The organism is Salinisphaera sp. SPP-AMP-43 (assembly GCF_049568105.1).
In the GTDB taxonomy this organism is placed as follows: domain Bacteria; phylum Pseudomonadota; class Gammaproteobacteria; order Nevskiales; family Salinisphaeraceae; genus Salinisphaera.
The window spans coordinates 3,185,486-3,204,489 of sequence record NZ_CP145335.1; the positions used below are offsets into that span (position 1 = coordinate 3,185,486).

Here is a 19,004-nt window from a genome sequence, read left to right on the forward strand (position 1 = left end):
GGCGACAGAGCAGCTCGCCTGCCGCCGGAACGCGCACGCCTCAGAATGGGATATCGTCGTCCAGATCTTCATCGAAACCCGGGTCGCCGGCCGGCTGCGGCGGCTGCTGGTACTGCTGGCCGCCACCACTGCGCTGCTGGCCGCCGCCGCCATAGCCGCCGTCCTGGTTGCCACCTTGGCCCCCCTGGCTGCGTTGACCGCCGCCTCCGCCGAACGGAGCACTGCCGCCCTGGCCACCGCCACGCGAGTCGAGCATCTGCATTTCGTTGGCCACGATTTCGGTGGTATAGCGGTCCTGGCCGTCTTGGCCCTGCCATTTACGGGTCTGGATCCGTCCTTCGACATAGACCTTGGAGCCCTTGCGCAGATACTCGCCAGCGACTTCGGCCAAGCGCGCAAAAAACACCACCCGATGCCACTCGGTGCGTTCCTGGGTCTCGCCTGAGGATTTGTCCCGCCAGGTTTCAGAGGTCGCGATGTTCACGTTGGTCACGGCCGTACCGCCCGCGGTATAGCGCGTTTCCGGATCGGCCCCGAGATTACCGACGATGATGGCCTTGTTGACGCCTCGACTTGCCATGACAGGACTCCGTACGTATGCAGTATTGCGCGAATAAGAACGCTTTCGATGCGCCGATTCTACATGGCCGGCGCGATGCGCGACGCCCGTACCGTCGCAGACCCCGCCACGGCGAGCCGACACGACCGGCCGCGTTAACACGACGCGCCGCTCGAAGGGCTTGATCGACGGCTTAGCTCGACGCGCTCGCCGTGCCCGAGGCGAAACGCTCGAAGCGCTCGGTATCGACCACCTTGCCGTCGAACTTGATATAGGCCACGCCATCGGCTGGCACCACGACCGCTTCGAAGACCCCCTCGACGGCCTCGATCTCGGCGGCCAGCCGGCCTGCGGTGGCATCATCGATATCGCCAACATGCAGCATATGCGTACGCGCGAAGCGCGGCTGCGGCATAGTGGCCGCGATCACCAGCCAGATCGCCGCTACGACTGCGCAGAAGGTGAACACGCCGGAAGTGCCGCCAAATCCGTAAGCCCAGCCCCCGATCGTGCCGCCGATGAAGATGCCGAAAAACTGCGACGACGAATAGACCCCCATCGCAGTACCTTTGGCATCGGCCGGCGCCACTTTCGAGATCAACGACGGCAGACTGGCCTCCATAATGTTGAAGGCAGCAAAGAACAGCACCATCACGATCACGATCTCCGCCAAGCTGCCGCGATAGATCGCGAGCACGGTCGGCGTCGCCAGCAGCACCGCCACGGCGGCCACGAACACCGATTTCATCCGCCGTTTGGCTTCGGCGACGATGATCGCCGGGATCATGATCCCGACCGACAAGGCCAGCACCGGGAGATAGATGATCCATTGATAGTTTTGATGGATACCGAGCACGTCGCGCAGCATATGCGGTAGCGCAATGAAGCTGGCAGTCAGGATCGCGTGCAGCGCGAAAATCGCGAAATCCAGACGCAATAGTTCGGTATTGCGCAACACCCGTCCAAACAACTCGGGCACGGCCTCGGTATCGCGATGCGAACGCGTGGCCGGCGGCCGCGGAGTCACCCCGTAGAGCACGCCAATACCAGCCAGGGCCAGCAGCGCGGTGAACCAGAAGATGCCGGGCACGCCGACCCAGGCATTGAGCACCGGCCCGAGCACCAGCGCCAGCGCGAACGCCAGCCCGATGGTCATGCCGATGGTGGCCATGGCCTTGGTTCGCGATTCCTCGCGGGTCAGATCGGCATTGAGCGCCAGGATGGTCGAGCCGACCGCCCCCGCGCCCTGCAGGATGCGCCCCAGGATCACGCCATAGATCGAGTTCGATAGTGCTGCCACCACGCTACCGATGGCGAACAGCACAAGCCCGATTGCGATCATGCGCTTGCGCCCAATACGATCCGAGGCAAAGCCGAACGGGATCTGTAACAGCGCTTGGGTCAGACCATAGGCACCGAGCGCCAGCCCAACCGTGGTCGGCGTGGAACCGGTCAGATGCTGGGCATAAAACGTAAAGACCGGATAGATCATGAACAGGCCAAGCATTCGCAGCGAGAAGATACCCGCCAACGAAAATGCGGCCCGCGTTTCAAGCTTGTTCATACGTCGCCCGTGGTTGGTCACGCCAACGGCTGCCGGCCCGTTGGGCCCCACCGCAGCGTATATCGCATTTCGACCGTGGCGCCTTATTGCCGAACGCGCCCGGCGACAAGGCGCGACAGATTAGCACAGCATCCGGAGTCACCCAGATTACGGCTCGGTTGTCGCTCTGGGTATACTCAGCGGTTGACCTTTTTCGATACGGTCCTTCATGGAAAGCCATATCCGCATCCGCGGCGCGCGGACGCATAATCTCGCCAATTTCAACGTCGACCTGCCCCGCGATCAGCTGATCGTGATTACCGGTCTGTCCGGCTCCGGCAAGTCCAGCCTGGCCTTCGATACCATCTATGCCGAGGGCCAGCGGCGCTATGTCGAATCGCTGTCGGCCTATGCCCGGCAGTTTCTGTCGATGATGGAAAAACCCGATCTGGACGCCATCGAGGGACTGTCGCCGGCGATCTCGATCGAACAGAAATCGACGTCCCACAACCCGCGTTCGACGGTCGGCACGGTCACCGAGATCCACGACTATCTGCGCCTGCTGTTCGCGCGTGCCGGCACCCCCTACTGCCCGAAACACGGTGAACCGCTGGCCGCTCAGAGTGTCTCGGAAATGGTCGACCAGACCCTGGAGAAAGAGGCCGAATCCGCCTGGATGCTGCTGGCCCCGGTGATTCGCTCGCGCAAAGGCGAACACCGCGAGATTTTCGAGCAGATGCGCGGCCAGGGCTTCGTACGCATGCGCGTCGACGGCGAAATCGTCGAACTCGACGAGGGCGTACCGGAACTCGATCCGAAGAAGAAGCACGACCTAGAAGTCGTGGTCGATCGCTTCAAGATCCGCGACGGCATCCAGCAGCGGCTGGCCGAATCCTTCGAGACCGCGCTGCGCCTATCCGAGGGGATCGCCTGGATCATGCCCTGGCGCGGCGGGGCCGAGCCGGAAGTCTTTTCCTCCCAGTTCGCCTGTCCGGTCTGCGGCTACTCCATCAACGACATGGAACCGCGGATGTTTTCCTTCAACTCGCCGCACGGCGCCTGTCCGACCTGCGACGGGCTGGGCTCGCAAAGCGTGTTCGATGTCGATCGCGTGATCACCGATGACTCGCTGAGTCTGGCCGGCGGCGCGGTACGCGGCTGGGATCGGCGTAACCCTTATTTCTTCGGCCTAATCGAATCCTTGGCCGATACCTACGACTTCGATGTCGACACGCCCTGGCGCGATCTGCCGGAACAAGCCCGCAAGGTCATTCTGAACGGTTCCGGCGGCAAGAAAATCGAGTTCCGCTACGTCAACGCGCGGGGCCGCACGCGGGTGCGCAAGCATGCTTTCGAGGGCGTACTCGACAACATGCAGCGGCGCTATGCCGAAACCGACTCGATGGCGGTGCGCGAGGAATTGGCCAAATATCTGTCGGACAAGGCCTGCCCGGCCTGCGACGGGGCCCGGCTCAACGAGGCCGCCCGGCACGTCCGAGTAGCCGACCAAACGCTGCCGGCGATCAATGCCGCCAGCATCTCGGGCGCCTACGACATCGCCGAGAACTTAAACATCCCCGGCCATCGCGCCGAGATCGCCGCGCCGATTCTCAAGGAGGTCAATCAGCGCCTGAAATTCCTGCTCGATGTCGGCCTGAACTACCTGACCCTATCGCGATCGGCCGAGACCCTGTCCGGTGGCGAGGCCCAGCGCATTCGACTGGCCAGCCAGATCGGCGCCGGCCTGGTGGGCGTAATGTATGTGCTCGACGAGCCATCGATCGGCCTGCATCAACGCGACAACCGGCGCCTGCTCAATACGCTCGAACGCCTGCGCGACCTCGGCAACACCGTGATTGTGGTTGAGCACGACGAAGACGCTATCCGTGAGGCCGATCATGTCATCGATATGGGCCCGGGGGCCGGCGATCACGGCGGCCAGCTCATCGCCCAGGGCACGGCCGCCGAGATTTCGGCCAATGAGGCCTCGCTGACCGGTCAGTATCTGTCTTCGAAGCTGACCATCCCGATTCCGAAACAGCGCGTGCCCTACGACCGCGAACACGAAATTCGGATTCGCGGCGCCCGCGGCAACAACTTGAAGAACGTCGACGCCGCCTTGTCGATGGGCCAGCTCACCTGTGTCACGGGTGTGTCCGGCTCCGGCAAGTCGACCTTGATCAACGAGACCCTGTTCCCGGCCGCCGCGCGCCAGGTCAACCGGGCCGTGGCCCGGGCTGCGCCGGTCACCGCCATCGACGGGCTGGACAATCTCGACAAGGTCATCGACATCAACCAGGCCCCAATCGGGCGCACGCCGCGCTCCAATCCGGCGACCTATACCGGCCTGTTTGGCACCATCCGCGAGCTGTTCGCCAATACGCCGGAAGCCCGGGCCCGTGGTTACAAGCCGGGACGTTTTTCGTTCAACGTCAAGGGCGGGCGCTGCGAAACCTGCCAGGGCGACGGCGTCATCAAGGTGGAGATGCATTTTCTACCGGATATCTACGTCACCTGCGAAACCTGTGGCGGGGCGCGTTACAACCGCGAGACGCTAGAAGTTCACTATAAAGGCAAGACCATCGCCGACGTGCTGGACATGCGTGTCGAGGCCGCGGCCGAGTTCTTTTCACCAGTACCGAGCCTCAGACGCAAGCTCGAGACGCTAATAGACGTCGGCCTGTCCTACGTCAAGCTCGGCCAGAACGCGACTACCCTGTCCGGTGGTGAAGCCCAGCGCATCAAGCTCGCTCGCGAGCTGTCCAAGCGCGATACCGGGCGTACTCTTTATCTGCTGGACGAGCCGACCACGGGTCTGCATTTCCACGATATCAAGCAGCTTCTGGGTGTCCTGCTGCGCCTACGCGAAGCCGGCAATGCGGTGGTAGTGATCGAGCACAATCTGGACGTGATCAAGACCGCCGACTGGCTGATCGACCTTGGCCCCGAAGGGGGCTCAGGCGGCGGCGAGATCATCGTCTCCGGAACCCCCGAAGACGTGGCGGCTTGTGAAGCCTCGCACACTGGGCGTTTTCTCAAGCCCATGTTGGAAACAGCGGGGTCCAGCAATGCTCGACCGCAGAAGACACAGCGCAAGAAAGCCGCTTCGAGCCGATCCAAAACTGCAAGCAAGAAAAAGGCAACCGGCAGCTGATCCCGCCCAAAAAAAACGGCCGGCTAAAAAGCCGGCCGTTTGCTCTGTTGAGCTAGGGATCGTACGACCAGAACCGGCGGCTTCGCCGCCGGTTCCTCATCGGCCGTTAGTTGACTTCGACGTTGTACGTGAAGTTGTAGTTCCGACCGCTCGGCTGGGCCGTGAAGCGCAGCTCGATATGGTAAGTCCCCTGCTCGTTCGGCACCGAGCGCAGGCGGGTCTGGAAGTCCTGACTGTCGCCAGCATCGATTTCCTGACCTTCTGACAGACCGTCGAAGTACGACTCTACCGGCGTCCCATCGCTGGTGTTGTCGGCAGTCGTGCGAATGTTTTCGATGGTGTAGTCACTACCCAGTGCCCGCAGGCGGAACCGGTTCAACAGCGCGTCGCTGGTACCCGCAGCCAAGGTGATGTCATCCGAACCACCCGAGTCAGCCAGCAGCTCATAGCCAGAATCGCCGCGACTCACATACAGCGCCAGTGCCGGCGTTGCCGTGACGATCATATGGTCCTCGGCACTTTCGGTCTGGCCGTCGTCGACCGTTAAGGAGACCACATAGAAGCCGGCTACATCGGCCGTAAAGTCCGGATCAATGCTGTCTGCGTCGTTCAGCGACGCCGAGCTTTCCTCGGGCCGCGAGACCATATGCCAGTGATAGCTGAGCGAGTCGCTGTTGGCATCCGAGCTGTCGCTGCCATTGAGCGAAACCTGCTGGCTCACATTCACACTCTGGTTATTGCCGGCATCGGCCACCGGAGCGCTGTTCTGGGCAGCCGCCGTAACCACCACACTGTCCGGCGCGCTCATAAGCGTGCCGTCGTCGACCCGAAGTTGGGCTACGTATTGACCTGCCACGTCCGGGGTGAACGACGGAGTCGCCGAACTGCCGCGGGTCAACGAGGTCTGGCTGCCCCTTGGCATGGACGACAATACCCAGTGATAACCCAAGTTATCGCCGTTGGCATCGAAGCTCTCGCCACCATCGAGATTGACTACAACACCGGTCGAAACATTCTGATCCGTGCCCGCATTGGCCACCGGGCGGCTATTGCCCTGCGAGGCCGTGACGATGACCGTATCCGGCTCGCTGCTGCTGTCACCGTTATTGACCGTGAGCGAGGCAACATACGTACCGGCCAGATCCGGCTGGAACACCGGGCGCACGGTATCTTCGCCCGCGAGCTGAACATTGCTGCCCTCGGGGGCCGACAGGAAGTGCCAATCGTAGGTGATCAGCTGTTCGTTCGGATCGCTGCTGTCGGAACCATCCAGACGAACCGTCGAACCAATACCCACCGACTGATCCGGCCCTGCATCCGCGGTCGGCCGCGTATCTTGTTGGGCCACGATCGTGACTTCATCGCTATCGCTGACCGAGGAGCGATCGCCTACCTGCAAGCGCACCACATAGGTGCCGGCTTCGTCGGCAGTGAAGGATGGCGATACAACGTTGCTATTCGACAGACTGGCGTCGCTGTTGTCCGGGCGGGAAGCAAACTCCCAGCTATAGTCCAGCGAGCCACCGTCTGGGTCGGAACTATCCGAACCGTCGAGGGTGACGGTATCGCCCACGGTAACGGTCTGATTGGTACCGGCCGCGGCATTCGGGGCGCCGTTTTCGCCGGACTGGGTCGCCGTGACTTCGACACTATCGGTGGCGTCCTCACAGTCGATGCCGTCGATGGTCAATTGAACGACGTACTCGCCGTTGACGTCAGGCGTGAACTGGGGCGCCGCACTGCTATTGCTGCTCAGTTCCGCACTACTGCCATCCGGGCGCGAAGTGAACGACCATTGGTAACTGTCGGGATCGTCTCCGTCTTCGCCACGGCTATCCGAACCGTCGAGCTGAACGATCGACCCCGTCTTGACGCTCTGGTTCGGCCCGGCTTCGTCAATGAAGCCCGAAGGAATCGAGCAGCTGGAGTTGTTATTGCCCCCGCCGCCGTTGCTGCCGCCACCACTGCTGCCGCTATCCCCATCGTCGTCATCGCCGCCGCCGCCACCGCCGCCGCCACAGCCAGCGATCACCAACGCAAGACTCAGGCCGAGCACCCAGCCCATGGATCGATTCGAAAACATAGTTTGTCCCCCCAATATCCGTCTCGACGAGACGGGGATCTCCCTCAAACGCGCTTATTATTTGTTATAATAAGAGCGCTCAGTAATCAAGTTTACATTCGCCTAGCGCACAACTTAGCAGAAATCGTTTGCAAATATCTCCTACCCGGTGGTCGACCAGACTAAAGTCGCCATACGCCCGGTAGGCGATCCTCTTCTGTAGGAGTAGAAACGGTCCGAATCATCGACGGTGCACTGGCCCCCGCCATATATTCGATCGATCCCGACCCGCTGCAGCCGAGCGCGTGCCAGCGCATAGATGTCGGCGAAGTAGTGCCCGGGGCGATGGCCGGCCACAAACATCGCCTCGGCCGCTGGATCGAAAGCCTGGAACGCATCGCGCACTTCGGCACCGACCTCGAAATGGGCAGGCCCGATCGCCGGCCCCAACCAGACCATCAACTGATCAGAGCGCGCCGGCAAACGGCCGACCGTGGCTTCGAGCACCCCGGCCGCCAATCCACGCCAGCCGGCATGCGCCACGGCCCAGCAGCTGCCCGCCAGATTGCAGAACACCACCGGCAGACAGTCGGCAGTCAGCACTGCACAGACCGTTGCCGGCTGTTGCGCGACGCTGGCATCCGCAGTTTCCGACGCCGGCGCGTCGGCCATGACAACGCCTGTACCGTGGATCTGGTTCAGCCAAACAGGCTCGCCGGGCAGCGCCAGCGCCGAGCGCAGCGCATCACGATTCCGACGCACTGTAGCCATGCGATCGCCGGTGTGCGTCCCCAGGTTCAACTGATCATAGGGCGCGAGGCTGAAGCCACCGCTACGCAATGTCGTGCCGGCCCGGATATGGGGCGGCGCGGGCCAGTCGGCCCAGAGGAAGTCACGCGCCGGATTCACCGGCCGTGCGCCCGGGCGTCTTCGGCCAGTGCTGCCAGCAACGCTTCGAAATCGGCCGGGCGCGGCGCATGCCACTGCATGGCTTCCCCCGTGACCGGATGATCGAGGCCGAGGCTGGCGGCATGCAACGCCTGGCGCTTGAATCCACGCAGCACGTCGATAAAGGGCGCACTGGAATCTTTCGGCAGGCTCAGCCGCCGGCCGTAAACAGGATCGCCCAGCAACGGATAACGGATATGGGCCATATGCACCCGGATCTGGTGGGTCCGGCCACTTTCCAGCCTACAGCGCACGTGGGTATGAGCCCGATAGCGGGTGGTCACGCGATAGTGGGTCACAGCATCGCGGCCTTCCTCACGCACGGCCATTTTCTTGCGATCGATCGGGTGGCGATCGATCGGCGCATCGACATGGCCGCCAGCTGTCATCACGCCCAAGGCGACCGCCTCATACTCGCGCTTGATCGTGCGCTCGGCGAGATCGGCGACCAGCTGCTTATGCGCCGCGAAAGTCTTGGCGACCACCAGGATGCCTGAGGTGTCCTTGTCCAGCCGATGCACGATGCCGGCGCGCGGCAGGGCCGCCAACGATTCGTCGTGGGCCAGCAGCGCGTTCTGTAGCGTGCCGTGATGATTGCCTGCCCCTGGATGCATGACCAGCCCGGCCGGTTTGTTGAGCACCAGGATCGCTTCGTCTTCGTAGACGATATCCAGCGCCATGGCCTCCGGGGCGACGGTCTCGTCATGCGCATCATCCGGCACAATCAGCCGCACGCGCTCGCCACCGGCGATCGCGGTCTTGGGCGCGGGCGATGCGCCATCCACGGTCAGATCGCCTGCGCTCAACCATTGTTTGAGTCGCGAGCGCGAATAATCCGGCAGCAGTACTGCCAGGGTTTTGTCCAGTCGAGCGCCGGCATGGTCGTCCGGGATGATCAACTCGATGTCGTCGCCTGCAGGATCTTGGCTCATGAAAAGTCTCGTCTGTTCGGACGCCACCGACCGGTCAAAAGTCGCCACGGCGACCATTCGTATGACTCGCTCTGGGGTTCATAGGTATACTTTGATCTTGTTTTGCATATCAAAAAACGCGCGCTTAGCACGCGCTTCGGGGCTCGCATGCGAAAAATCGTTCTCGCGCTGGGCGTGACCGCTACGTTGGTGATGGCCGGCTGCGCCTCCGACAAGGGGATCGACGAAACCGGCTACAGCAAGAAACCGCTGACCGACCGACAGGGCCACAAGCTCGAGTCGGCCGATGCCAAACGTCTCTACAACTCGGCGCGCGACTTCCTGTTGCACGGTCAGCCTTCGCAGGCACTGCCATTGTACGCCGAGGTCAGTGCACGTTTCCCGTTTTCCAAATACGCCCCGCAGTCGGAGCTGGAAGCGGTAACCGGCCACTATGAAGCCGGCGACTACGATCAGGCGGTCGAGGCCGCGGATCGTTTCATCAAGCAGCATCCGCGCAACCCGCACATCGACTATGTGTACTACATGCGCGGCATGTCGAACTATGCGCGCAACAATCCGAATCTGCTGGGCTCGGATCCGGACAAGCGCAACGTCGATTCGCTCAAGCAGGCGTTCAACGACTTCAGTTTGCTGCTGAAAAACTATCCGAACAGCGACTACGCCAAAGACGCCCAGTTGCACATGGTCAACATTCGCAACCGGGTAGCAGCGTTCAATCTGCAGATCGCCGAGTACTACTTCAAGCGACATGCTTATGTCGCATCGGCCCGCCGCGCCGAGGATATCGTCAAGCACTATCAAGGCTCGCAGTCGGTGCCGCGGGCGCTGGAAGTCATGGAAGAATCCTATGCCCAGCTGAACCTGCCCGATCTGGCCGAAGACACTCGGGCGATCATGCAGGTGTCGTATCCGAACTATCTGCTGCATCGCGACGAGTTCTATCGCCAGCAGGCCGGCGATACTCCAGCCTACGTCTTACCGGACATGGATGGCGCGCCCGCACGCGGCTCAGACAAGGCCGCTGAGGCGAGCGATGCCGAGAACGTTCCCGCTGCGGACGACTGACCCACCGGTCGTCTTTTAAGGATGAAAAAGGCCGCGTCCGGTCAGGCGCGGCCTTTTTCATGGGCGGCACCCAATGCTGACCTAGAAATCTCCGTATACGGCTGTGATCGGATAGCGTCGATCGCGCCCGAACGCCCGATGGGTCACCTTCGGCCCTGGCGCGCCCTGCCGACGCTTGTACTCATTGCGCCGGATCAGCCCGGCTGCCTGGCGCACATCGGCCTCGGCATAGCCTTTGGCGACAATGTCTTCGATCGACGCTCCGTCCTCGACATAGGCTTCGATGATCGGATCGAGCACGTCGTACTCCGGCAGCGTATCGGTATCGGCCTGGTCGTCGCGCAGCTCTGCCGACGGCGCCCGGGTGATCACGCGCTCGGGGATCACCTCGCTACGGGTATTGCGGAACTTGGCCAGCCGGTACACCCAGGTCTTGTAGACATCCTTGAGCGGCGCGAAACCGCCACACATGTCGCCGTAAAGGGTGGCATAGCCCACCGCCATCTCGGATTTGTTGCCAGTGGCCAGCACGACATGGCCGAACTTGTTGGAGATCGACATCAACAACGCACCGCGAATCCGCGACTGTAGATTCTCTTCGGCGGTATCGGGCTCGCGATCGCCGAAGATCGGCGCCAGGGTCTCCAGCATTGCCGAGAAACCGCTTTCGATCGGTACTTCATCGTAGCGCACCCCCATGCGTTCGGCCTGGTCGGCGGCATCGACGTTGCTGATATCGGCGGTATAGCGCGACGGCATGGATACCGCCCAGACCCGATCGCCGCCAACCGCATCGGCTGCGACCGCAAGCGCAAGCGCCGAATCGATGCCACCGGAAGAACCGATGATCACACCGGGGAAGCCGTTGCGATTGACATAGTCGCGAGTCGCTCGTACGAGCGCGTCGTAGATCAGCGCCTCGGCGCTGGGCAATTCCGCGATCTCGCCTTCGGCCTGACGGTGCTGCCAGTCCAGGCTATAAACCCCGGCCTCGAACGCCGGCGCCCGTAATGCAATATCGCCAGCAGGCGTGACCGCACAGGAGCGGCCATCGAACACCAGCTCGTCCTGCCCGCCGACGGCGTTGCAATAACAGATGGCGAGGTTGTTGGCCCGGGCCCGGACCGCCAGCAGATGCTCACGCTCGGCCTGCTTATCGACATGGAAAGGCGAGGCATTGAGATTGACCAGGATCTCAGCGCCGGCCGCCGCCGACTGGGCTGCCGGGCCCTGTTCCCAGATGTCTTCGCAGATGGTCACCCCGACCTGGTGTCCGTTGTGCTCGAACACGCAAGGCGCATCGCCGGGCCGGTAGTGGCGGCGCTCATCGAATACGCCGTAATTGGGCAGGCACTGCTTGCGATAGTGGGCGATCCGTTCGCCATCGCGCACGACAACAGCGGCGTTGTAGATTTCGTTGCCGACGTATTCCGGATATCCGATCACGACCGTGATCCCAACCAGTTCACGGGTCAACTTGTCCAGGGCCTGCTCGATCACGTCCGGCAAGCCGCGTCGCAGCAATAGATCATCCGGCGGATAGCCGATCAAGGCCAGCTCGGGAGTCACCATGATATCGGCCTGTTCGCGATCGCGCGCGATCTCCGCGGCCTCCATAATCTGCCGGGCATTGCCCTCGATATCGCCGACCCAAACGTTGAGCTGGGCCAGGGCCAGGCGTAGCGAAGAGTCGCTCATGCTGGGACAACCTCTGGTTCATTGATACGCAGAACGCGTTCCTGCTCGACAAATACAAGGCGGCCATGCGCGGCTTCACCCAGGCGTCCCGGAACGCATCCCGGCGGCGTGACTCGTCGTTCGTTTACAACAGGCAAGCTCATCTCCTCGTTGCCCGGCCACCCACACCGGGATCGCGGCGCGGCCTTAATAGATGAATCGGTCGATGGCTAACCGGTAGCGGTATCGCCATGCGCCGTCGCCGCCCCGCCGTCAGCGGCATGTTTGGGCAGATCATCGGCGATATCAAGCACACGCTCGTTGTAGAAAAAATGCGCCGTGGGCGCCAGTGGCGACGGCAGACGGCCGTCGGCAGCCTCACGGAATCGTTCGTTGGGGATCACGATGTGGCCGTGGCGGTTGCGCCCGTGCATCAGCCGACCACACTCCGAGCAATGGTAGCGCCACATGCGTCGACCGAGCAGCCGATGGCCAATCAGTGTCGCATCGGCATCCACGACCCGGCGCTTGACCGCCTCGTTCGCCCAGGCACTGGCCGAGAACACTTCAACGCCATACAGGCGCCGGCAGCTTTCGCAATGGCAGTAGGCGCTGACTTCCGGGGCGCCACGCGCGTTGAGCGCGATCGCGCCGCAGTCGCAACTCAGTTCATAGACGTTGGCCAAGACAGGCTTCCTTTCATTGAGGGCCGCAGACATTGATAAAGGCCGGCGCGGCCGCGGCATACGTCTCAATCACGCATGCCTCGACCGATCCGCCAATCGCTGCGGCGCCGGCTACGGTCTTTAGCTTTCCAGCCCGACGGCTTCGCCGCCTTCGGACTTGCGCAAATCGTCGTCGACGTCGATCACCCGTTCGCGATAGAACAAATGCAGCGTCGGCGCCAATGCCGCCGGCAGATGGCCACCGTTGGCCTTACGGAACACGCCATGCGGAATCACCGGAATGCCCGGTTTGTGGCGCCCGTATAGGGTCATTCCACACTGCGGACAGCCGTAGCGGGTCATCTGCTTGCCGTCGAGCTCATGAGCGAACATATCGCCTGGCTCCGGCAGTTCAACTTGATCGTCGGCCCAGCCGGTCGCGGATAGCACGTCGGTGTTGTACAACGCACGGCAGCTGGCGCAGTGACAATACAGCGACAGTTTAGGCTCGCCGTGGGCGGTCATGGTGACATGGCCGCAGTCGCAACTCAGTTCGTAGGTCTCGCTCATGACGTCGGTTTGCTTTTGGAGCTTCGTGTCGCCATTCAAGCACGCCGATTGCAGACACCCCAACCCGTAGGGCCCGAAAATATAAAAAGCCGGGCCCGCGGTGCGGGCCCGGCTTTCGATCAGATCAGGTGTCGCTGCGCACTCAGCCCAGCACTTCCTGCATCTTGGTACCGATCTCGGCGGTCGAACGTACCGTAGCGACACCCGCGGCTTCGAGAGCGGCGAACTTGTCGTCAGCCGTGCCCTTGCCGCCCGAGATGATCGCACCAGCATGGCCCATGCGCTTGCCCGGGGGCGCGGTCACGCCCGCGATGTAGGCAACCACCGGTTTGGTCATGTGGTTCTTGATGTACTCGGCGGCTTCTTCCTCAGCAGTGCCGCCGATCTCGCCGACCATGACCACGCCTTCGGTCTGCGGGTCGTTCTCGAACATCTCGAGCACGTCGTCGAAGTCCAGACCGTGGATCGGGTCGCCGCCGATGCCCACACAGGTGGATTGGCCAAGACCGTTGTGAGTCGTCTGGAAGACCGCTTCGTAGGTCAGCGTGCCGGAGCGCGACACGATGCCGATCTTGCCCTTCTGGTGGATATGCGCCGGCATAATGCCGATCTTGCACTCGCCCGGGGTGATCACGCCGGGGCAGTTCGGGCCGATCAGCACCGAATCCGAATCATCCAGTGCGGCACGCACACGCAGCATATCGAGCACCGGGATGTGCTCGGTGATGCAGATGATGGTTTTGATGCCAGCATCCGCGGCTTCGAGGATCGCGTCGGCGGCGAACGGGGCCGGCACGTAGATCATCGTGGCGTTGGCGCCGGTCGCAGCGACCGCTTCCTTACAGGTGTTGAACACCGGGCGATCCAGATGGGTCTCACCGCCACGGCCCGGCGTGACGCCGCCCACGATATTGGTGCCGTACTCGATGCACTGCTCGGAGTGGAAAGTGCCCTGGCTGCCGGTAAAACCCTGGACGATCAGCTTGGTATCGGAATTGACGAGAATACTCATGACTTAAATCCTGCTCGGTAAATCCTTGGACGATCGATGGGTCTGGGCTTAGCCGCGGGCCTCGGCGACCACCTTCTGGGCCGCGTCGGTCAGATCCTGGGCGGCGATGAGGTCGTAGTCGGACTCGTCCAGCAGCTTGCGGCCTTCTTCGGCATTGGTGCCTTCTAGACGCACCACGACCGGCACATTGATGCCAACGTCCTTGGCCGCGGTAATAATCCCCTCGGCGATCAGGTCGCAGCGCACGATGCCACCGAAAATATTGACCAGAATGGCTTTCACGCCTTCACCAGCAGTGATCAGCTTGAACGCCTCGGTTACGCGCTCGGTGGTTGCGCCGCCGCCGACGTCCAGGAAGTTGGCCGGCTCGCCGCCGTGCAGCTTGACCAAATCCATGGTGCCCATGGCCAGGCCAGCACCGTTGACCATGCAGCCGATGTTGCCGTCCAGCTGGATGTAGTTGAGATCGTGCTCGGCGGCCTGCGCCTCGCGCTCGTTCTCCTGGGTCAGGTCGCGCATCTCCGCAAACTCTTTGTGCCGGAACAGCGCGTTGTCGTCGAAGTTCAGCTTACCGTCCAGCGCCACCAGGCCGCCATCGCCGGTAGTGACCAGCGGGTTGATCTCGACCAGCGAGGCATCGGTCTCCATAAACATGTCGTACAGGCCTTTCATGACCTTGACGAATTCACCGACCTGCTTCTTGTCCAGGCCGAGGAAGAAACCGAGCTCGCGGCCCTGGTAGGGCTGGAAACCGGCGGCCGGGTGGATCGCGATCTGGGTGATCTTTTCCGGCGTCGACTCGGCGACTTCCTCGATATCCATGCCGCCTTCCGGCGACGCGATGAAGGTGACCTTGCGCGTGGCCCGGTCGACCAGCACCGACAGGTACAGCTCGCTTTTGATATCGGCCGGCTTTTCGACGTAGACCGAATGGATCGGCAGCGCCACGCCGCCCGACTGGTGGGTCGTCAGGGTCGAGCCGATCATTTCGTCGGCGGCCTGGCGCACTGCGTCCACGCTGTCGACCAGCTTCACGCCCCCGGCCTTACCGCGGCCGCCGGCATGCACTTGTGCTTTGACTACCCAGCGCTCGCCGCCGAGCTCGTTGGCCACCGACACGGCCTCATCGGCCGACCGGGCGACCTTGCCTACGCCTGCTGGCACGCCGAAGCGTGCGAAGATTTCCTTGGCCTGGTATTCGTGAACGTTCATGGCATCGCCTCGGTTGCAAACAAACTCAAAACTCGAAAACGGCGCGCATTGTCGCGCCTTGAAGCGTTGACCACAACTTGTATCCGCCAATCAATACCGCGATCAAGCCCGGTCCGAGGGCCGAAATCTGTCGCTGGATGCACTGGGGGGCGTATGCTGATTACCGACAAAAACGCGACCGAAACGGGCATGGCACGTCTGATCCTGATCATTTGCGCGATCGGCGCCGTAGCACTGCTACTGCGCCGCGTACTGACCGACAAGGCGCGCTCGGTCAAACGCGATGAACAGCCAGCATTCGCCGCGACCGCGCGCTGTACCCGCTGCGGCGCCTATGTCGACCGGCGCCTGATGCGCCCGGACGGGGACGGTTTTTGCTGCCAAGAGCACGATACCGATCGCTCGTGACATGGCTTGATCTGAGCCTGGCCGACCTATTCAGCCCCAGCGCCAAGCGGCATCAATCGACCGGGCCGCAACCCACTGCCAAGCGTCGCCCTATTATGCCGGTGCCCGGAACAGCTACCGGCATACCGATACGCTGGCCCGCCCCCAGAGCCCGGCTCGCCGCTGCCGCCTTGGTGGCAGCATGAAACCGCAGCAAACAATCGCGCCAACCGGGGCGAGCTGGCGTGCCGCGCTGACGCTGGCGCTCTATCGCAGCGCCGTGGCTTTCGGGCTGGTGGCCGTGCTCAGCGCCGGCGCAAATCTCGATCACGGCCTTTTCGATCCCAGCCTCGCCAGGGCGTTTCGTATTCTGAGCCTGATCTACCTCGCGCTGGCGCTGGGCCAGGCCGGTACGGCCCTGGTGCGCTGGCCACAACCTGAGCTGCATATCGTCGCGCAGATTCTGGTCGACAGCGTACTGCTGCTCGGGCTGAGCTATACCGGCAACGGGGCGGCCGGGGGGCCTGCAATGCTGCTACTGGCGCCCTTGACGGCCGCCGGTATATTACTTCCCGGCCGTCGGGCCGCCCTATTCGCCGCCACCGCCACCCTCGGGTTGCTGAGCCAGGAGATCCTGCGGCATTGGCAGCTCGATACAGCCCACACCGATTTCATGCAGTCCGGGATTCTCGGCGCCCTGTACCTGGCCACGACCTGGATGGCGTATGGCTTGGCCCATCGCGTTCGGGCCAGCGATGCCTCTGCGGCGAGCCATGCCAACCAGGCTCGCGATCTCGCCGAACTCAACCATCGTATTATCGAGCGCATGCAGACCGGTGCGATCGTGATCGATGCCGAAGGCCGAATTCAGACCGCCAACCAGGCGGCCGTCGACCTGATCGAGCACGCCCCCGAGCAGCCGCCGCTGACGCACGCCGAGGCTCTACCGCCCGCACTGCTTGAAGCCCTCGTGGCCTGGCAGACCCGGGCTAAGGCCGCCGAGATCGTCGAGATCGCCGGCCGGCCGCTACAACCGAGTTTTTCTAGTCTGGGGGGTGACGACACCACCACCCTGGTCTTTTTGGAGGACGCGCTGCGGGCCAGCCGTCAGGCCCAGCAGATGAAACTGATCTCGCTGGGCCGCCTGACCGCCCGTATCGCCCACGAGATCCGCAACCCGCTCGGCGCCATCAGCCATGCAGGCCAGCTGCTGGCCGAATCCGAAGCGCTAGGCACTGAAGACCAACGTCTTCTGCGCATGATTCATCGACACTGCCGACGCATCGACCGGATTGTCGACGACGTCCTGGGCTTGGCACGCCGCTCGGCCCAGCAGCCGAAAACCCTGGTGCTGGGGCCCTGGCTGGCCGAGGCGATCGACGACTATCGCGATAGCCGCAGCAATCCGCCGGCGCTGCGATTCGAAACCGACCCGCCAGAGACCACCATTCGTTTCGATCCGGAGCAGCTTCGACAGGTGCTGTTCAATCTATGGGACAACAGCCACCGGCATGCCCGTGGCCAGGCGGCCCCCACGATCTCGATTCGTTGGCATCTGGACAACAACCGCAATATGGCGTTGGATATTGCCGATAACGGCCCGGGCATTCCCGAGGATGTGCTCGACCGCGTACTCGAACCGTTTTTCACCACAGCCGCCGAAGGAACCGGCCTGGGTCTACATATCGCCCGCGAACTCTGTGAAGCCAACGGGGCCCGGCTGCTGCCGATATCCGGCCGGGCAGCCGGCGCCTGCTTTCGTATATTGTTACCCCGGGTACCGCCCGACCAGGATTCGTTGCCGCAATGAACGCTGCTGTTCCGACCAATGCGCACGCGCTGATCGTCGATGACGAGAGCGATATCCGCGAGCTGCTGGAAATCACGCTCAGTCGCATGGGCATCACGACTGTAGCGGCCGACAGCCTGGCCACAGCACAGCGGCTGTTCGACGCACAAACCTTCGATCTGTGCCTGACCGACATGCGCCTACCGGATGGCGAGGGTATCGAGTTGGTCCGGCATATCAATGACCGCGCCCCGAATTGCCCGGTCGCGGTGATCACCGCCTATGGTTCGGCCGAATCAGCAGTCGCCAGCCTCAAGGCCGGCGCCTTCGATTTCGTCTCCAAGCCCGTCGATGTCGCTCGGCTGCGCTCACTGGTGGACCAGGCCCTCAAGCTGGCTGGGCTGGATCACGACGCCCCTCCTCATCCATCGCTGGATACCTCGCCCCGTCTGGTTGGTCAGACCCAGGCCATGGCGGATCTACGGCACACGATCGGCAAACTGTCACGCAGCCAGGCCCCGGTCTATATCACTGGCGAGTCCGGCACCGGCAAGGAGTTGGTGGCACGCATGATCCACGCTGAAGGCCCGCGCGAGAACGGCGCCTTCGTACCGGTCAACTGCGGCGCGATTCCGGACGCGCTGATGGAGACCGAGTTCTTCGGCTATATCCGCGGCGCGTTCACCGGCGCGCTGCGCGACACCCCGGGCCTGTTCGCCCGAGCGGACGGCGGCACCCTGTTTCTCGACGAGATCGCCGACATGCCGCTGGCCATGCAGGTCAAACTGCTGCGCGCCATTCAGGAACGCTCGATCCGGCCGGTGGGCGCGACCATGGAAACCCCGGTCGATGTGCGCATCGTCAGCGCCAGCCATCGCGATTTATCGGTTGAGGTGGCACGCGGACGTTTTCGCGAGGATCTGTACTATCGGCTGAACGTGATCGAACTCAAAGTGCCGCCGCTGCGCGATCGCGCCGACGATATTCCGGCCCTGGCCGAACGTATTCTGGCCGGGTTGCAGCGCAAGATGCGTCTGAACAGAGCACCGCGCCTCAGCCGGGATGCCATGACGGCCCTGAAAAACTACGACTTCCCGGGCAATATCCGGGAACTGGAAAACATACTCGAACGAGCCGTCACCCTGGCCGAAAGCCATGTGATCGAGCGCGACTATCTGCGCCTGTATTCGCCGCTGGCCCAGGCAGCGGTGGATCACCCATCCGAGTACGGCCCGGTAGACGGATTCGACGAATCCACCGATCTGGAAAGCCAACTCGAAGCAATCGAGCGCGAGCGTATTCAAAGCGCGCTGGAAGCCTGCCGATATAACAAAACCAAGGCTGCCCAGAGGCTGGGCATTACCTTCCGTGCTTTGCGCTACCGGCTGGCCAAGCTCGGCATGGACTAGCCGACCACCGAGAGGAC

At 62.7% G+C, this 19,004-nt stretch carries 15 protein-coding genes; 5 read left to right on the forward strand and 10 right to left on the reverse strand.

The genetic code is table 11. The features are described 5' to 3' along the window. Positions 1-40 precede the first annotated feature (40 nt). Positions 41-580, reverse strand: a complete 540-nt coding sequence (gene ssb / locus V5738_RS13635; protein WP_423821355.1) for a single-stranded DNA-binding protein — start codon at positions 578-580, stop codon at positions 41-43. 172 nt (positions 581-752) lie between these two features. Then, on the reverse strand, positions 753-2,123 hold the full coding sequence (locus V5738_RS13640) for an MFS transporter (RefSeq protein ID WP_423821356.1): 1,371 nt from the start codon (positions 2,121-2,123) through the stop codon (positions 753-755). Between the two features lie 208 nt (positions 2,124-2,331). On the opposite strand from V5738_RS13640, the gene uvrA reads away from it, so the two are divergent. Continuing rightward, positions 2,332-5,256 (forward strand): excinuclease ABC subunit UvrA, encoded by a 2,925-nt coding sequence (uvrA, locus tag V5738_RS13645; protein ID WP_423821357.1) that lies wholly within the window; start codon positions 2,332-2,334, stop codon positions 5,254-5,256. Positions 5,257-5,362: 106 nt separating this feature from the next. Here uvrA and V5738_RS13650 read toward each other — a convergent pair whose 3' ends face one another. The 3 genes from V5738_RS13650 to rluD form a co-directional block, all read right to left on the reverse strand. Continuing rightward, positions 5,363-7,339: a PKD domain-containing protein gene (locus V5738_RS13650; protein ID WP_423821358.1), complete on the reverse strand. Its 1,977-nt coding sequence runs from the start codon at positions 7,337-7,339 to the stop codon at positions 5,363-5,365. Between the two features lie 141 nt (positions 7,340-7,480). After that, positions 7,481-8,227 (reverse strand): peptidoglycan editing factor PgeF, encoded by a 747-nt coding sequence (gene pgeF, locus V5738_RS13655; protein ID WP_423821359.1) that lies wholly within the window; start codon positions 8,225-8,227, stop codon positions 7,481-7,483. Then, positions 8,224-9,198, reverse strand: coding sequence for a 23S rRNA pseudouridine(1911/1915/1917) synthase RluD (rluD, locus tag V5738_RS13660; protein ID WP_423821360.1), 975 nt, complete (start codon positions 9,196-9,198; stop codon positions 8,224-8,226). Before rluD ends, pgeF begins: the two co-directional genes overlap by 4 nt. 147 nt (positions 9,199-9,345) lie before the next feature. Between rluD and V5738_RS13665 the strand changes: the two genes are divergently transcribed. After that, positions 9,346-10,266 carry an outer membrane protein assembly factor BamD gene (locus V5738_RS13665; protein WP_423821361.1) on the forward strand — a complete coding sequence of 307 codons (921 nt, stop codon included), beginning with the start codon at positions 9,346-9,348 and terminating at the stop codon, positions 10,264-10,266. A gap of 81 nt (positions 10,267-10,347) precedes the next feature. On the opposite strand, the gene V5738_RS13670 is transcribed toward V5738_RS13665, so the two are convergent. The 5 genes from V5738_RS13670 to sucC all read right to left on the reverse strand — a co-directional run bounded on the left by V5738_RS13670 (position 10,348) and on the right by sucC (position 15,402). Next, on the reverse strand, positions 10,348-11,964 hold the full coding sequence (locus V5738_RS13670; RefSeq protein ID WP_423821362.1) for an NAD+ synthase: 1,617 nt from the start codon (positions 11,962-11,964) through the stop codon (positions 10,348-10,350). A 209-nt stretch (positions 11,965-12,173) separates the two neighbouring features. Continuing rightward, positions 12,174-12,629 carry a GFA family protein gene (locus V5738_RS13675; RefSeq protein WP_423821363.1) on the reverse strand — a complete coding sequence of 152 codons (456 nt, stop codon included), beginning with the start codon at positions 12,627-12,629 and terminating at the stop codon, positions 12,174-12,176. 120 nt (positions 12,630-12,749) lie between these two features. Then, positions 12,750-13,178: a GFA family protein gene (locus tag V5738_RS13680; protein WP_423821364.1), complete on the reverse strand. Its 429-nt coding sequence runs from the start codon at positions 13,176-13,178 to the stop codon at positions 12,750-12,752. A 142-nt stretch (positions 13,179-13,320) separates the two neighbouring features. After that, positions 13,321-14,190 (reverse strand): succinate--CoA ligase subunit alpha, encoded by an 870-nt coding sequence (gene sucD, locus V5738_RS13685; protein ID WP_423821365.1) that lies wholly within the window; start codon positions 14,188-14,190, stop codon positions 13,321-13,323. Between the two features lie 48 nt (positions 14,191-14,238). Continuing rightward, a complete protein-coding gene (gene sucC, locus V5738_RS13690; protein ID WP_423821366.1) occupies positions 14,239-15,402 on the reverse strand; it encodes an ADP-forming succinate--CoA ligase subunit beta in 1,164 nt (387 codons plus the stop codon). 153 nt (positions 15,403-15,555) lie between these two features. Between sucC and V5738_RS13695 the strand changes: the two genes are divergently transcribed. The 3 genes from V5738_RS13695 (at position 15,556) to V5738_RS13705 (ending at position 18,987) form a co-directional block, all read left to right on the forward strand. Next, positions 15,556-15,810, forward strand: a complete 255-nt coding sequence (locus V5738_RS13695) for a hypothetical protein (RefSeq protein WP_423821367.1) — start codon at positions 15,556-15,558, stop codon at positions 15,808-15,810. A gap of 181 nt (positions 15,811-15,991) precedes the next feature. Then, a complete protein-coding gene (locus V5738_RS13700) occupies positions 15,992-17,599 on the forward strand; it encodes a sensor histidine kinase (protein ID WP_423821368.1) in 1,608 nt (535 codons plus the stop codon). Next, positions 17,596-18,987 carry a sigma-54-dependent transcriptional regulator gene (locus V5738_RS13705; protein WP_423821369.1) on the forward strand — a complete coding sequence of 464 codons (1,392 nt, stop codon included), beginning with the start codon at positions 17,596-17,598 and terminating at the stop codon, positions 18,985-18,987. The genes V5738_RS13700 and V5738_RS13705 overlap by 4 nt, the downstream gene beginning before the upstream one ends. The last annotated feature ends 17 nt before the right edge of the window (positions 18,988-19,004 follow it).